Origin of the sequence: Bradyrhizobium sp., from assembly GCF_022844465.1 — a bacterium.
In the GTDB taxonomy this organism is placed as follows: Bacteria; Pseudomonadota; Alphaproteobacteria; order Rhizobiales; family Xanthobacteraceae; genus Bradyrhizobium.
The window spans coordinates 195,506-211,451 of sequence record NZ_JALHLP010000006.1; the positions used below are offsets into that span (position 1 = coordinate 195,506).

Here is a 15,946-nt window from a genome sequence, read left to right on the forward strand (position 1 = left end):
TCCATAGATCCCTGGAGAACCCCCCGATGATATCGCCGTTAGCCGCACGACGTGCGGCGGCGCATCCGTTGCTGCGCGCGTTCTGCGCGGCCGGACTGAACGTACTGCTGGCCGCCTGCAACCAGGCGACGCTCCAGCAGGCTTCGTTCGCGCCACCCTCGCCACAATATGACGCACTTGCGGACGGCGCCGTCCGCATTCCAGCGGTCGAGGCCGAAACCCTCGACCCGAAATACGTCAAGCAACGCGTGCGTTACCCAACGACGCATGCGGCTGGCACGATCATCGTCGATCCCCATGCCAAGTTCCTCTACCTCGTGCAGGAAGGCGGCTTCGCGCTGCGCTACGGCGTGGGCGTTGGTCGCGACGGTTTCGGATGGACCGGCCAGGCCGACATCCGCCGCAAGGCGCAGTGGCCGACTTGGACGCCGACCTCCGCCATGATGGGACGGCAGCCCGAGCTCAAGCAGTACCGGCAGGGCATGGCGGCGGGCATCGACAATCCGCTCGGAGCGCGGGCGCTCTATCTGTACCGGGGCGGCAAGGACACGCTCTATCGCATCCACGGCACCAACGAGCCGGAGAGCATCGGCCAGAACGTATCCAGCGGTTGCATCCGCCTCCTCAACCACGACGTGATCGACCTCTTCAACCGCGTCCCCGTCGGATCCAGGGTCGTGGTGCTCTCCGAGGCTGAGTCGCGAGCAGCTGCGCTGATGTCGTCCGCCGCGTCGGAGGTGCGCTGAAATGCTTATCTACACCATTCTGCGCACAGTCGCCGCTCTCGCGCTTGGCATCTTCGCGGCCGCCGCCGCGGACGGGAAAGCCTCAAAGCCGGCGACGTCAAAGCCGGATATCAGGGCCGAACTGATGATGGGCGACGGCACTGCCGCTGCGCCCGGCGAAAGGTGGCTCGGTGTCCGCATCGATCTCGGCCCGGGATGGAAGACCTACTGGAAATCGCCTGGCGAGGCGGGACTTCCGACCGAGTTCGACTGGTCGGGATCATCGAACGTGGCAGACGCGCAGGTGCAATGGCCTGCGCCCTCGCGGCTGTCCATTCTCGGACTGGAGACGGTCGGGTACACGCAGGAAGTTCTGTTTCCAGTGCGGCTGAGAGTCCAGGACCCCAACGCAGACACGAATATCCGCCTCAAGCTTGCCGTGTATGCCTGCAGCACGATCTGTGTCCGCGAAGAGCGCCTGCTGGAGGCGACGTTCCGGCCGGGTGATGGTGGGCCGTCCCAGCCCGCCATTGACGCGTGGCGGTCGAAGGTCCCCGGTCCCGGGTCGGACGTGCTTTCCATCCTTTCGATCGAGCGCTCCTCGACGGAGGCGGCGTCGCTGCGGATCGCGATCTCCTCGAGCAAGCCGCTTCTCGCACCCGACGTGTTCATCGAGAGCGAGCCGCCGCTCAGCGCGGACAAGCCCGTGGTGACGTTCGATGATGGCAACCGCGCCACGCTTTCCGTCGACCTTCCCGGCACGACCGCGGCCGACCTCCGCAAGCGGACGGTGACGGCCACCGTTGTTTCCGGCGACGAAAGCGTGCTCGCTGTCTTGCCGGCGATAGAGGCTGGCGGCAGCCAAAGTTCGGTAGAGCCTGCCGCTCGCCAGCCGGCGTCCGCGCCGCCAGGTTTGCTCTGGCTCCTCGGCATCGCGTTCGCCGGCGGTTTCATTCTGAACTTCATGCCCTGCGTCTTTCCCGTGCTTTCGCTCAAGCTGCTGTCCTTTGTCCATGGCAGCACCGCGGGCCGAGGCCAGGTCAGGCGAGGCTTCGCGGCATCCGCCGCGGGCATCCTGGTTTCGTTCCTCGTCCTCGCAGGCGCGCTTGCCGCGATGAAAGCCGCGGGCGCGAGCGTCGGGTGGGGCATCCAGTTCCAGCAACCGGTGTTCCTGGCGGGAATGGCGATCATCCTGTCGCTATTCGCCGCCAGCCAGTTCGATCTGCTCCATCTCGCCGCGCCGCCCGCTTTGCTGACAAAAGTGAGCGGGATCGCCGGAGGAACATCCACGACCTCACACTTCCTCAGCGGGTTCGTCGCGACGCTGCTCGCGACGCCATGTTCGGCGCCGCTGGTCGGGACCGCCGTCGGCTTCGCGTTGTCGCAGGGAACGGCAGAAATACTGCTGATCTTCGCTTCCCTCGGCCTCGGCATGGCGGCGCCCTATCTGTTCGTTGCGGTATTTCCGGCGGTCGCCAAGGCCATCCCGAAGCCGGGCCCCTGGCTGGGCCTGGTCAAACGGGTGTTCGGGGTCGCGCTGCTCGCAACCGCCGGGTGGCTGCTTCTGGTGCTGGGCGAGGTGGCGGGCGTGTCACTGGCGCTTTCCATCGGCGTGGCGGTGGCCGTGTCGCTCGCTATTCTCGGCCTGGTGAAGGGTGTCGCTTTGGCGAGGCTCGCCGGAGCCGGCGCGGTGGTGGTTGTCATCATGGCGGCGCTTGCGGCCTTCGCACCTCAACATCCGTCGTCCGCGCCGGCCGAAATTCCCTGGCGGACGTTTTCGGCGCAGGAACTGCGGTCGCTGGTGGCGGACGGTCGGACCGTGTTCGTGGACGTCACCGCAGACTGGTGCATCGCCTGCAATATCAACAAGGCTCTGGTCATCAATCGGCAGCAGGTGGCGGGTCGACTCTTGTCGGATGTCGTGCCGCTGCGCGCCGACTGGACCAGGCCGGACCCTGAGATCGCGCGGTTTCTCCAGCAACACGGCCGCTACGGGATTCCCTTCAACATCGTGTTTGGTCCCGCGGCTCCCCGCGGCATCGCCCTTTCCGAAATCCTTTCCACGTCGTCCGTGACGGCTGCATTCAACGACGCAGCGGCACGCACCAAATAGAGGTCTCATCATGAAGAAAACCATCGCTGCTCTCGCCATCGCCTCAAGCGTCGCCATCGGCGGCCTCGCCGGCCTTTCATCCACCGCGTCCGGAGAGGGAGCCGACGCGTTCAGGGAGAGCGTGCTGCGCGACCCGGACATTCCGTCCATGGGCAATCCGCAAGGCGACATCACGATCGTCGAGTATTTCGACTATCAGTGCCCGTACTGCAAGAAGGTCGCGCCGGAGCTGATGAAAATAGCGAAGGAGGACGGCAAGCTGCGGATCGTGATGAAGGACTGGCCGATCTTCGGCGGCGCCTCACGATACGCCGCCCGAATGGTTCTCGCAGCCAGGTACCAGGACAAGTACCATGAGGCGCACGCCGCCCTGATCGGAGCGACCACGAGGCTCAGCGAGCAGATCGTGCGGGATCTGATGTCAAAGGCCGGCGTCGACGTTGACCGGGCCGTCAAGGACATGACGACTCACGGGCCGGCCATCGATGCGCTGCTGGCCCGCAACAACGAGCAGGCCGAGGCTTTCGGCTTCCAGGGCACACCCGCCTTCATCATCGGCACCTTCCGCGTGCCGGGCGTGCTCGACGCCGCCGGCTTCAAACAGGCGATCGCCGACGCCCGCGCTGCGGCGCGCGCAAAGAAGTAGGGTGCGACCCAACGGCCCGTTGAACGCCAAAAGCTACGGTTCTGATCGGCTCGGAACCGTAGCTGAATTTCCTTTCGTGACGCGCTCCGCAGGCCGTCACCAATGAGGACCGGGCGATGTTTCCGCGGGTCGATCAACTCAGGCAAATCATGGAACTCTCCACTACGGGATGGGTTCTTCAAGGCGAGGTTCCGCACGCGTTGCGATAGAAGGAAGTGTCTCGATGTACCGAACGCCCAAAAGCCACATCCGCAACGTCGCGCTAGCCGCGCTTACCCTGCTATCGGCGTTGCACACGCCCCTTCCCGCCCAGCCGGGCCCAAAGACCGAGGCCAGCGTCGTTCATGTTTATGGCCCAGGCGGCCCGTTGCCGGCGATGAAAGAGGCGGCGGCGCAGTTCAGCGCCAAAGCGGGGGTACAGGTCGAAGTCGTGGGCGGTCCAACCGCAAAGTGGATCGAAGAGGCCAAATCCAGAGGTGACCTGATATACAGCGGCTCCGAAACCATGATGACGGATTTCGTCACGGCGCTGGGAGACCGCGTCAACCCGGTCGAGGTGCGACCTCTGTATCTGCGACCTTCAGCCATTCTCGTGCGCCCTGGCAACCCGCAGCGCATCAAGGGCTTCAAGGACCTCCTCGCTCCGGGTCGGCGGATTCTGGTTGTTAACGGCGCCGGTCAGAATGGGCTGTGGGAGGATATGGCTGGGCGGTCGGGCGACATCGGCATGGTGCGCACCCTGAGGTCGAACATCAAGGTTTTCGCGGCAACCAGCGCCGAAGCAAAGCAGGCCTGGACGGATGATCCTACGCTCGACGCCTGGATCATCTGGAACATCTGGCAAGTCGCCAACCCCACGCTGGCCGACGTCGTCGAGGTCGAACCCGAGTTTCGAATCTACCGCGACACCGGCATCGTGCTCACGCGGCGCGGCAAGGATAACCCCCAGGTCGAGGCGTTCGCCCGATATCTGGCGTCGAGCGAAGGCGCTGCCGTGTTTCGCAAATGGGGATGGTCGACACCGTCGAATTGAGTTGGACAAGTGAGATGCCGACGCGTCGCGATGTATTGATTGCCGGACTGGCCTTGAGCACCACGCCGGCCATGGCGCAGCCGGCCAGCGGCCGGCGTACGTTCACGATTCTGCACACCAATGATCGCCACGGCCGTCACTTGCCGTTCGACGTTTCCGGCGGCAACGCTACCGCCCAGACCGGCGACCATGGACGCGAGCACCAGGAGTTCAGCCGATCAGGACGCATCGGCGGTTTCGGCCAACTGGCCACCGCGCTTGCCCGGCGACGGGCTGCGCTGGGACGCGACAACGTGCTGCTCGTCGACGGCGGCGATACGTTTGCCGATGATTTGCTCGGCAATCTCACCCGGGGCGAAGCCGTCATTCGGCTGATGAATGCGGTCGGCTACCATTTCATGGCGCTCGGCAATCACGATTTCGACTATGGCGTCGAGCGAACTCGGGAGCTGGCCCGTATTGCGACGTTCCCCATGCGCGGCGCCAATATCATCGAACGCGGATCCGGCCGGCCGTTCATCGGGGAGGCGACGCTTCTGAAACAGGTGGGCGGCGTCACGGTCGGATTGCTTGCGCTCGGGTATCACAACACCCACCTCACCGGCAGCCTCGACAACGTCGATGGGCTGGAATTCGTCAGCGGCATCGATGTTGCGCGGCGCCTGGTGTCCGGGATGCGCGGCAAGGCCGAAGCCATCGTCGTAGTCTCGCACCAGGGATCAAAGGTCGATCGCAAATTGCTTGAAGAGGTCGAGGGAATCGATCTCGTCATCGGAGCTCACTCGCATGACCTTATCACCCCGCCCGAGCGCGTCGGCGGCGGATGGCTGGTGCAGGCGATGTCGGACGGCGCCATGCTCGGAGAGGTGACGCTCGCGGTGCAGGACGGCAAGGTGGCGCAAGTCAAGGGCGCCATGCACGAGCTGTGGAGCGACACGTTCGCGCCCGACCCGGCGATCGGCAAGCTGATCGCCCGACTGCGGGCGCCGCACGGCCGGCAACTGGGTGACGTGATCGCCAATGCGGGCGAACGAATTGGTCGCCAGTATCGCTCGGAGAGCCCGTTCGACAAACTCGTCTGCCGCATTCTCCGCGAAGCTACCGGCGCGGAAATCGCGTTCATGCCCGGCGTCGGCTACGGCGTTTCCGTGAATCCGGGCCCGATCTCGCGCGAAGCCCTGACGACGCTGCTGCCTCACCCTTCGAAGATCGCGACCCTTACCCTGAGCGGAACGCAGCTTCACGACGTACTCGAACAGGCCGCCGTAAACCTGGCCCCGCCGGCGCCGCTGGATGGCGTTGGCGGTCTGATCCAGAGCGACGGGATAGCGTGGTCGGCCGACTTGCGCCGAAGCGCCGGTCAGCGCGTTCGGGACATTTCGGTCCTGAACTCTCCGCTCGATCCGTCGCGTCGCTACCGCGTCGCGGTCAACGCGGGATTTCTGGAAGGACTGCACAAGTTTACCACCTTCGCCAACGGAAACGACGTCGTCCGGCGAGATCAACGCATCGCCGATGTCGTTACCGACGCATTCCGCAAGGCTGGCACCGTGCGCGTCCCTGCATTGGGCGATGTAAAGGTCGAACGGGAAACGAAGGGATGACTGAAACACTCGCGGGCGCAAGTCACAGGCGCTGCCGCCTCAATCGCTCCACGGCACGCTTTTGAAGGCGTCTAGTGGAATTTTCAAGTAGCGTTTGCCGTTACTCTCGGGTTCGGGCAGGCGTCCGCCCATCAGGTTCACCTGCAGCGATTGCAGGATGAGCCGGGGCATTGGCAGTCTCTGGTCCTTGTCCTCGCGAAGCGCGACGAAGTCGGCCTCCGTTTTGGCTTTGCGAAGGTCGATATTGTCGGTTTTTTGCTGCGCCACCGTGCTTTCCCACCTTGGGTCGCGACCACCGGGGCAGTAATCATGGCCAGTGAACAGGCGCGTCGTGTCGCCAAGCGTCAGGATGCGCTGGATACTGGCCCATAGATCGCGGGCGCTGCCGCCGGGAAAATCGGCGCGTGCGGTGCCTCCGTCCGGCATGAACAGCGTGTCGTGGATGAAGGCGGCATCGCCGACGACATAAGCGATCGATGCCAGCGTGTGCCCGGGCGTCAGCATCACCTCGACATCCATGGCGCCGATCTTGAAGCGGTCGCCGTCGGCGAAAAGCCTGTCCCACTGCGAGCCGTCGGCAGGGCAGCAGTCCTCGGAATGATAGATCTTCTGCCAGAGCTTCTGGACGTCGACGACCTTCTCGCCGATGGCCGTCGGCGCGCCCGTCCGGTCCGTCAGATAGCCGGCCGCGGAGAAATGGTCGGCATGGGGATGGGTGTCCAGAATCCAATCCAGCTCGTAGCCGCGCTCGGCGATGAAGGCCAGTATCTCATCGGCCGATCGCGTCGCGGTGCCGCCCGAATTGGTGTCGAAGTCCAACACCGGATCGATGATCGCGCATTTCCTGGTTTGCGGATCGGCCACCACATACTGGATGCTGGAGGTTCGCTTCTCGTAGAAGCCATGGACGCGGGCTTGCGCCCGCGGCTGTTCACTGGTCACGACGTCGCTCCACCAAAGTCCCAGGTCCACCGTTACAATGCAGCCTCCAGGACTTGCGTCGTGGTCCTGGCTCCCGCCAAACAGACAGTGACAGGTAACGCGCCGGGACCGATCAGGTTCTTCCGACGCACGAATTTCACCGGGAACCAGGAACCTGGGGGAGCCGCGATTTATCCAATGGACCGGCGACATCATCCTTAGCAAGCCATTCGGCAATCCGGCGCCAGGAATCGCTCAACGCCTTGCGGCCGATGAAAAGACTGAGGTGACCGCAAGGTTCGCTTGCTGTTACGAGCGATGACGAGGGAGTGCCAAGCAGGCGGGCGGTCGCCAACGCCTGCTGCAATGGCACCAGTTCGTCGTTTTCGCCGGCCAGCAGGAAAACCGGCGCCTTGACCTCCGCCAGATCGATCTTGCGGCCGAGCGCCACGAACTGCCCCTCGGCAATCCGGTTCTCGCGAAAAATCCAGTTGGTAGCCTCGCGATAGTATGCGCCGGGCAAATCCAGCGGCGCGTCATTCCAGCGATTGAACCGCTCGAGCACATCCGACGCTTGCGGCGTGCCGCCGGCTTCGTCGAGCTGCAGGATAACTTCCTTGTCGTGCAGGCTGTAGGAGGGCGACCAAGGATGAAGCATTCGCCCGCCGCTGACGGTGCCGCCGGCGCGGTCGATCCATGCATCAAGCATCTGCGGCGGCAGGTTGGCGACCATCCGCGACAGATCCGACGGAACCGAGATATCGACGGGCGTGCCCGCCAGCACCAGCCGCCGCACCTTGCCTGGGAAACGGCCGGCATAGACCAGCGCGAGCCAGCCGCCCTGGCAAAGGCCAACCAGATCGACCGGCGCCCCGATCTCGTCGATGGCGACGTTGAGATCGGACAGATAGCTGTCGATCGAGAAGTAGCGCATCTCGGGTGCGGCCGAGCGCCAATCGGTGACATAGACCCGGCCCAGGCCACCCTGCTGCAGCGCTTCGACAACGCTGTGGCCTGGCGCAAGATCCGTAATCAACGCGCCATGCAAGGCGTAAGGCGCGCAGACCAGCACCGGCCGCCCGGCACGCTTGCGGGAAAACTCGCGCAGCCGCATCGACGGCAGCTCAAGCGCGATGGAATTGGCGGTGGTCCAGGGCAAGGAACTCTCGCCCGCTCGATCCGGCAATCCGGTTCGGGAATCGAACCACCACCAATACGATTCCAGCGCCAGCTTCGCCGACTCAAACGGCCATGACCACAGCCCATGCGACGAGGAGGTGCCCGGCTCCGCTGGCTTCGGTGGTTCTGTTGGCTGCGATGACAAGCGCGTTATCCGATCGGCCCATGGCGTTCTAGATTATCACGTTAGGGACGGCCTGCGCGCCCCCTTTGACCTGGGTCATGCTCGCCAATGGCACGCGTATCGGCGATCCCGGCATGACTCGAAGATGCGACCTACGGTTTAGGAAACTCTGTGATAGACGATGACCTGCCGCCGGAGAACCGATCGGGAATCCCTGGAATAGACATTGAGCGGTCTACCCTACCTCGTCATGCGCGACGGAAAGCTGAGGAGCTCTTCTTCCGCGAAAATTCCCGCGGAAAGCCGCAGCGCGCACGCCGCGCCCGGGAGCTCTAGTCGATCGGCCTCTAGACAGCTTTCGCCACAGACGGCGAGACTTGTCCTTCTCCTGCTGAGCAAATTTCATTTACCGCCCTTTCGACGATGCTCCAAATATCCTTGGTAAACGTGCCAAGGCCTTCGTCGGGTAATTGCGCCCGATCCTCAAGAATACGCGCTACCGCCCTCGCCCGTCGTTTTTGCGTGCCAGCTCCGGAGATATCTTCGTACGCAGGGAGCCATAGCGCTTTGCGGGGGTCGCGCACAACGACGTCACGGCAATACGCGTCGACGCCGTCGCCAACTTTGCTTCGGATTGCATTTAGAATGCGAGATTGCTCGCTTTCGTTTTCCGGTTGGTAAGGGTCCCAATCAATCGGCGATTCCAGCTCAGTCGAGATCGCTGAAACGATGCGCTGCGAAAGGTCCTGCGCTGGATATAAGTTTCGCCTCGGATACCCGTCGCTGTACCCATGACCGATCCAATTTGTCAGCGCTTGCATAATCTTCCACTGATAGGAGGCAAGCTCCGCCGAGCTCCAGTCGCTCCTGAAAGCAGCAACTTCTCGGCTCAAAACGTTTGCAATCTGATACTCGTTATAGAGGGGCCGGAATTTTGGAATGTCCGCTTCAAATACGCTTCGTTTGAATGCATCACAGATGCGATGCATTTCTGATTGGGTCGACTTCAGCTTGATATCACGCTGATTGAGGCGAGAGAGAAAAAAGGCCTTTGCCTCTCCAGTGCGTTCAAGCTGAACGCGCTGTGCTTTTGGAAGTGACCCAATACTTTGAATTGCATTACTGAGCCCCTCCAGCACCTTTGCTTTTCTGCCCGACCAATCCAAATCGGGAGCCTCTACATTTTCGAAATGCGTGAAGATTATCGCAAGACGATCTTGATAACCTCTGACAATCAGGTTCTCGAGAAGAATTGGCGCGTCACCGGTCATGGCTGGCACTGCTCGATCAACAAGGCAGATATAATCCGCGCCTGAGAATTTTCTTACCAGTTCAGGCGGGACAGTACGATTGATCTTGGTAGCTCCGCCCTGATCATGACCTACACCCTGACCATCGAGCAACACCCAGGTAGGCATATTTTCGGACGCCCAGCCGGGAGGCGCAAATCGACCCTGAACTCGAATTCCTTGCACGAGCGGAGTGAGCAATCCGCCGAAGAATTTTCGGTCGTTTTGGTAAAAAGGGCGAAGCCGCCGAAAGAAATCCGCTTTGTCAGTCGTGTCTTTTATCCTGTGGATTACCGGCCAGGAAGACACCCCAGTGGCCTCGCAAAGCCGCCTTTCAAGCTCTTCCAATATTTCTTCCGCAAGGGAGGAAATTTGGTCTTGGTCGATGTACTGCACCCAGTATTCATCGATGACCAATTCATCCTTTTCTGACGTCGGTTGGAGCTCGCGTCGCGCTTTATCCACCGCCACTTCGGTCATTGAAACGATCTGATCAACACATGATTCAAACTTCGTCCAAGGCTCAGCGACCAATTCTGCCCCAGCGTCTAAATCGGATTCGTCGTCCTCGGCCTCGAATTCGAAATCTGCATCGGTAATTTTATCGTTGCTCGTCCACTTACCTAGTGTGAAGTTGAAACGGAACCTTTTGTCGGAATCGACAAGAAGCTTTGAAGCAATTTTTTCCCTGTCCCCTTGCTCTCTGTGAGCGAACGCGCAGGCTTCGAGAATATTCTCCTTGATGACCTCCCGGATTTCATTCTTTGCATAAAGGGTGAAGGCAGCTGCAAAATCGACGTCGTCAACGATTATTTCGGTGTCAGCGACTGTGGTACGTCCTGCGCCGCGCATCGGGAAGTTTTCCGATGTGGTTTGGAGCAGATGCTGAGTAAAGCGGCTCTTGCCGGAGCCGGTCGGCCCCACGAGCAGGATGTGGGGGACCTTTCCTTTTCTTTTGTTCTTGACCGGTAACGGCATCGCTCGTTCACGGAGCGCAAGATAATCAATCGGCTCCGGTGTCATGCAATCGAAAAAGGCGTCGATGACGACGGCCGCATACTTCTGGTCGGCAATTGCGTAGCTTCGTGTCGGCAGCAACGATGGATTGTCGGCGAGCGCCAACAACTCGTCCATCTGCAGTCGAAGTGCCTGAGCGTCCGGCTCTTCACTCACCTTGAGACTGCGATGAATTTTCTTGCCGATGGAGCCGTCACGACAGATCGGGTGATGGAAGCTGATGTTCCAGTTCCCAGACTTTGACTTGTAGATATGGGCCGTATTGGGCATTATCTTCTCTCGTCCTGTACTACGGTGTACTATAAAATAATGGCATCGCGTCGGAAGAAGCACAAGGGCTTTCGTAGATCACGGTAGAACATTTTTTAAAGCAAGTCTTTTCAAGCAATTACACCCTAGCCTCTCGTGACAGCGAGTTGCCTGCGCAGAAGCGCAACCATAGGATGAGGGTAGGGGTGCGCAATGGCGACTATCAGGGTTGACGGCTTCAGAGACGAAACGATCGTCCTGCACTTTGGCGGACTGCCAGGCCGCATGGACGCTTACACTTTGGGCGAAGCACTCATCGGCTTTGCGGAAACCGCGCGCGCCATCAGCTCGACTGTCGATCCCGGCCAGGAGATTGAAATCGTCGTCGAGGCCGCGGGGCCCGGAAGCTACCGGACCGTTATTCGCCGTATCCGCAAGGACGGACCCGGCCTTCTAACGGAAGGAGTTAAGGCGATTTTCTGGGCGATTGTGGCAACCGTCATTTACGACCACACGCTCAAGCCGTCAGATCCGCCACCGCAAATCATCATCACCACCGCCGAAGTCACGATTAAGGTCGGGCACGAGACGGTCATCGTGCCGCGAAACGTCTACAATACAAGCCAGAACGCCAAGAAAAATCCGGTAGTTGAAAAAGGAATCCGACGGATGTTTCGGGCGCTCGAAGCGGACAAAGCCGTTACCGACTTCGGCATGACGGCTAGTCTCAACGATGCGAAACCGACCATTCAGATACCGCGCGCCGACTTCCCCGCCTTTCCTAAGACGGCAATCCTTGAATCGATTGATGAAGCAAACCAACGCTTCAGAAGAGAGCGTGCCCGTCTGCTCGTCATCAAACCGTGGCTTAATCACGCGAAGCGAAAATGGTCATTCGAATGGAATGGTGTGCCGATTTCCGCACCTATTTCAGACGCCGGGTTTCTTGATCAGATCGACCGCCATGAAGTTCTGTTCGGGGCCGGTGATGCGCTCGATGTGGAGATCACCTACAAGCAAACGTTTTCTCCGGAACTCGGCATATATGAGAACGACAACAATTCGTACGTCGTCTCGAAGGTCGTCGCCGCGGTGCCGCGGTCATAGGCCCTCACCGCGTGAACCTTTGGAGGAATGCAGATAAGGTATGAAGCCTCTTCGATCGAAGGGCTTCATTGTATTCAACTCACTTCGCGCAATTGACTAACTTCCGGTCAATAAACTTGCTGATCCCGATTCTTATCACGTGACCGCTGAAATGAATCTAGCGTGCGTACTCATAAATCGAGCTTGATTGGTGCGTGCTTGATCGATGTCCGCTATGCACCCTTATAGCGACCAAATTCCGTAGCGCAGCGAAATGACGCGATGTGCCAAAACCGCCACGCCGGGGTGTCCCTGTTCTAGTTTTGGAGTAGTCTAAACGTCTAAACACCGAATTACGTGTCGGAACGGCTAAAGATCGTGCCAACTACCTCGAAATGGAGCGACAGCATGCCCAACAAGACCGTCGTGGAACTTGACCTGGTTGGTTACAGCGATGTGTCTCGCATTATCGAGGACGCTGCGCAGCGGTCTGTTCGATTTGCTACCTGGCGAGACCAAAGTCATTCCCCTCTGCGCTCGGATAGACGGAAAGGGATACGCCATTTGGTTTAACATTGAAAACGAGAAGCCTGGGCTCCGCGGCCATCCTCCGCCTTGGTATGGTTTGCCCAACACAAGGGACATCCCCATAAGCATGACGATTGGCGTTACGGAGCTAATAGCCTGCCAGCAAAGCGGCCCGTAACTCTGCGAGTAGATGGTGCCAAGCTAGTAGTTAGATTTGGCTGAGCACGACGGCAGCTCAATAGCCTACCCCGCCGCCATGCAGTGCGTTTTATCTTTCGTGCGACTCATACCTGTCTCCGCTGGAGCCTTGTCCGCCCGAACGACGCACGGGAACCTAATATATGATTCAATGAGGGCACCATGTGCCACCGTTCCCCCAGCCCGGGCGCACCTCCCGCGTTCGGTTACCCTCCCCGATCATCTCGGGGAGGCTTTTTGGACCGCTTCATCGACTACCTCGCAGGGCACCGGCGGTGACGTCGTCGATCGAGGAGGCAGCGGAGCGGGATGTGTTTATGTCGGTCTATTTCGACGACCTGGCCTCTACGTCGCACGTATTCTATGTGCCAATCCCGCGCACGTGACTGATCAAAGAAGCGATTGCACGCGAGAGCCAAAAAAGAGCCAAAAACAAAACGCGCCCCCGATCGGAGCGCGTAAAATCCTTGTAAAGCTGGCGATCCCGGCATGACTCGAACATGCGACCTACGGTTTAGGAAACCGTCGCTCTATCCGGCTGAGCTACGGGACCGCGGACCCGCTGGATTGGCGGGTACTTGGACGCTTCATACCAAAGCGGGCGTGGCATCGCCAGCCCTCCATGCAGGCCCTCAGGCTGGTATGAGGGCTGGGCTGCTGGTGACAGGAGGCCACGATGAGCGCAGTGGCAGCACGCCCTCACGCCTTGATGTTGTTCTCGCGCACGACCTGGCCCCAGATGCTCACCTGCCGCGCAAAGAACTTCGCAAAATCCTTGCCTTCGGCGAGCAGCAGCGACATCTGCTGGGTGTCGCGCAGCTGCGCCGCCACCGCCGGCTCGCTCAGGATCTCCCGCACCGATTTCGCCATGCCGGCGATGAGTTCGGCGGGCGTGTCCCTTGGCGCGAATATGCCCCACCAGGCCAGGGTCTCGAAATCGGGATAGCCGGCCTCGATCGCGGTCTGGGTATCCTTCAGCACCGGCAACCGCTCGCGCCCCATCTGCAGGATGGGACGAAGCGTGCTGGCGCCCAGTTGCGCCGTGATCAGCGCGGCCGATCCCACGATCAGATCGACATGGCCGCCGAGCACGTCGTTCATGGCGGGGCCGCCGCCGCGGTAAGGCACATGGGTGATTTCCACGCCGGCCTTCTTGCCGAGCAGCGTCATCGCCAGATGGCCAAGCGTTCCGATGCCGACGGAAGCGTATTTCACCGCGCCGGGGCTCGCCTTGCAGGCCGCGACGACGTCGGCGAAGGTCTGGTACGGACGGCTGGCGTTGGCGGCGACCACATAGGGCGCGGTGCCGACCAGGAACACCGGCTCCAGCTCCTTCTCGACGTCGACGCCTGGCTTCTCAAGAATGGCCGGGATCACCGCGTGCGAATCGAAGGTGACGAGAAACGTCGCGCCGTCAGGCGCGCTCTTGGCGACCTGCGCCGCGCCGAGCGAGCCGGCCGCGCCGGACTTGTTCTCCACCAGAACAGTGCGGCCGAGCTTTACTTGCAAATGCGACTGCAGCAGCCGCGCCAGCGCATCGGTGGATCCGCCCGGCGGAAACGGCACCACCAGCGTCAGGTTCTTCGCCGGCTGCGCCCACGCCGGCGCGACCGAAAACGCGGCTGACGCCGCGAGCAATCCACGTCTGGTAATCTTCACAAAATCTCTCCCCGTTTGTCCCCGAACCTGTTGCTCTTGTCGCAGACGTGACCGGTCAGGCGCCGAAGCCGGACCCGGCCTTCTTGTACTCCGGCCGTGGCGGGCTGAAGATGTCAAGCACGCGGGCGCCATCGGGCCCGGCCCGCATCGTGTGCGGCACGTTGCCGGGCGTACGCCAGAAGTCGCCCTTCTTGACCGGAATTTCCTCGCCGCCCTGAACCCGGATCGCGGAGCCCTCGAGCAGCACGCCCCATTGCTCCTCGGGATGATGGTGCAGCGTGCCTTGCGAATGCGGCGCCAGCGTCACCACCGACAGCATCGCCTGCTCGCCGGCGAAAATGCGCGTGGTGAGGCCCGGCGCGAGATCGCGAAACAGGCCGTCATCGGGATGGTCGAGATTGTGAAACTCGTTCTTCTGACTCATGGATCCTCCGTCAGCGCCGTTGCGCGCCTGTGCCTGTCAAGACTTGCCGTAGCTGCCCTGATAGCGGCCTTCGCGGATCGCGACCAGGGTTTGCTCCTCGCGCGCGACCTGGGCGCGGACCGCCTCCAGCAACGTCGCCGCGATCGCGACCGGAAACGACACCACGCCGTCCTCGTCGCCGACCACGATGTCGCCGGGGTTGATCACCGAGCCGCCGATCGAGACCGGCACGTTGATCTCGCCCGGTCCGCTCTTGTAGGGGCCGCGATGGATGACCGCGCGGGCGAAACACGGAAAGTCGGAAGCCGCGAAGGCGGCGACGTCGCGGATCGCGCCGTCGATCACGTAGCCCGCCGCACCGCGGTGTTCGGCGATGTTCTTCATGATCTCGCCGACCAGCGCCCGGGTCTCGTCGCCGCCGCCATCGACCACGATCACGTCGCCCGGCCCAACCAGTTCGAGCGCGTGATGGATCGCCAGATTGTCGCCGGGACGGGTGCGCACCGTAAAGGCCTGGCCGACCAGCCGGCCGCCGCGGTGAAACGGCCGCAGGCCCACCGCGCCCGGAAGCCGGGCCAAATTGTCGCTGATCACGGATGTCGGCGCGTCCCGGAACGCCTCGATCAGGTCAGGCGCGGCCTTCGCCACGCGGGTCATGGCGGTGGTGATGTTCATGCAGACGGCTTTCCCCCTCACGGCTTTGGCACATGCGACTTAGGGCGCGGTCGCCAAAACAGAGCCTTCTTCGGTCATTCCGCCACCTGGCGCAATACCCGCCAACCGGGACGGGCCACCCGGTCCTTAAGGATCCGCCAGCCAGCCGATGTCGAAGGACAGAACCGATTTTCGCTCGACTACGAATTCTGCAGTTGAGGTGGCGGAGCCGGGCGAACGATGCGAATCATGACGGCCGCCGCGGTCGAGATGATTCCAGCCACAATTTGGCGCTTTTCCCCATACCTCACGTGACGCATCCGTGATCACTGCGTGGCGGCGCCCGCCAACTCTTCGTCGTTGAATTTCCTTGAATTTCTTGTCAAGCGACAAAAGTTCCATCGACTTGCCGCGATCCAGACTGCGGCGCAAGCGAGAAAGCGGTACAATTTTGGGGTGACAGCGCTGCCAAAATGATGACAATCGAATCAAGCAAA

General features: G+C 61.4%; 13 protein-coding genes and 1 tRNA gene. 6 read left to right on the forward strand and 8 right to left on the reverse strand.

The genetic code is table 11. The annotated features are described in order from the left end of the window. Nucleotides 1–26 precede the first annotated feature (26 nt). The 5 genes from Q0D31_RS13375 (at nt 27) to Q0D31_RS13395 (ending at nt 6,121) form a co-directional block, all read left to right on the forward strand. Nucleotides 27–746: a L,D-transpeptidase gene (locus Q0D31_RS13375; RefSeq protein WP_291851314.1), complete on the forward strand. Its 720-nt coding sequence runs from the start codon at nt 27–29 to the stop codon at nt 744–746. Nucleotide 747: 1 nt separating this feature from the next. Further along, nucleotides 748–2,838: a protein-disulfide reductase DsbD domain-containing protein gene (locus Q0D31_RS13380; protein ID WP_291851317.1), complete on the forward strand. Its 2,091-nt coding sequence runs from the start codon at nt 748–750 to the stop codon at nt 2,836–2,838. Between the two features lie 10 nt (nt 2,839–2,848). Then, entirely contained in the window at nt 2,849–3,484 is a 636-nt protein-coding gene (locus Q0D31_RS13385; RefSeq protein ID WP_291851320.1) for a DsbA family protein, read from the forward strand. 223 nt (nt 3,485–3,707) lie between these two features. Beyond that, on the forward strand, nt 3,708–4,517 hold the full coding sequence (locus Q0D31_RS13390) for a substrate-binding domain-containing protein (protein ID WP_291851323.1): 810 nt from the start codon (nt 3,708–3,710) through the stop codon (nt 4,515–4,517). Between the two features lie 71 nt (nt 4,518–4,588). Next, a complete protein-coding gene (locus tag Q0D31_RS13395; protein ID WP_291851434.1) occupies nt 4,589–6,121 on the forward strand; it encodes a bifunctional UDP-sugar hydrolase/5'-nucleotidase in 1,533 nt (510 codons plus the stop codon). 39 nt (nt 6,122–6,160) lie between these two features. On the opposite strand, the gene Q0D31_RS13400 is transcribed toward Q0D31_RS13395, so the two are convergent. From Q0D31_RS13400 to Q0D31_RS13410, 3 genes are all read right to left on the reverse strand, one after another. Continuing rightward, nucleotides 6,161–7,258: an MBL fold metallo-hydrolase gene (locus Q0D31_RS13400; RefSeq protein ID WP_291851326.1), complete on the reverse strand. Its 1,098-nt coding sequence runs from the start codon at nt 7,256–7,258 to the stop codon at nt 6,161–6,163. Next, nucleotides 7,200–8,201, reverse strand: a complete 1,002-nt coding sequence (locus Q0D31_RS13405) for an alpha/beta fold hydrolase (RefSeq protein WP_366518519.1) — start codon at nt 8,199–8,201, stop codon at nt 7,200–7,202. The genes Q0D31_RS13400 and Q0D31_RS13405 overlap by 59 nt, the downstream gene beginning before the upstream one ends. Before the next feature lie 491 nt (nt 8,202–8,692). Then, nucleotides 8,693–10,921 (reverse strand): hypothetical protein, encoded by a 2,229-nt coding sequence (locus Q0D31_RS13410; protein ID WP_291851330.1) that lies wholly within the window; start codon nt 10,919–10,921, stop codon nt 8,693–8,695. Between the two features lie 192 nt (nt 10,922–11,113). On the opposite strand from Q0D31_RS13410, the gene Q0D31_RS13415 reads away from it, so the two are divergent. Next, the gene (locus tag Q0D31_RS13415; RefSeq protein WP_291851332.1) at nt 11,114–12,007 is read left to right on the forward strand and encodes a hypothetical protein; all 894 of its coding nucleotides are present in this window, start codon (nt 11,114–11,116) and stop codon (nt 12,005–12,007) included. Between the two features lie 1,181 nt (nt 12,008–13,188). Here the strand turns inward: Q0D31_RS13415 and Q0D31_RS13420 are convergent. From Q0D31_RS13420 to Q0D31_RS13440, 5 genes are all read right to left on the reverse strand, one after another. After that, nucleotides 13,189–13,265: transfer RNA gene (locus Q0D31_RS13420), tRNA-Arg, on the reverse strand. 146 nt (nt 13,266–13,411) lie between these two features. Then, nucleotides 13,412–14,371: a tripartite tricarboxylate transporter substrate-binding protein gene (locus Q0D31_RS13425; protein WP_291851335.1), complete on the reverse strand. Its 960-nt coding sequence runs from the start codon at nt 14,369–14,371 to the stop codon at nt 13,412–13,414. 55 nt (nt 14,372–14,426) lie between these two features. Next, on the reverse strand, nt 14,427–14,795 hold the full coding sequence (locus tag Q0D31_RS13430; protein WP_291851338.1) for a cupin domain-containing protein: 369 nt from the start codon (nt 14,793–14,795) through the stop codon (nt 14,427–14,429). A 36-nt stretch (nt 14,796–14,831) separates the two neighbouring features. After that, nucleotides 14,832–15,470 (reverse strand): RraA family protein, encoded by a 639-nt coding sequence (locus tag Q0D31_RS13435; protein WP_291851341.1) that lies wholly within the window; start codon nt 15,468–15,470, stop codon nt 14,832–14,834. 126 nt (nt 15,471–15,596) lie between these two features. Continuing rightward, entirely contained in the window at nt 15,597–15,941 is a 345-nt protein-coding gene (locus tag Q0D31_RS13440) for a hypothetical protein (protein ID WP_291851344.1), read from the reverse strand. Nucleotides 15,942–15,946: the final 5 nt, after the last annotated feature.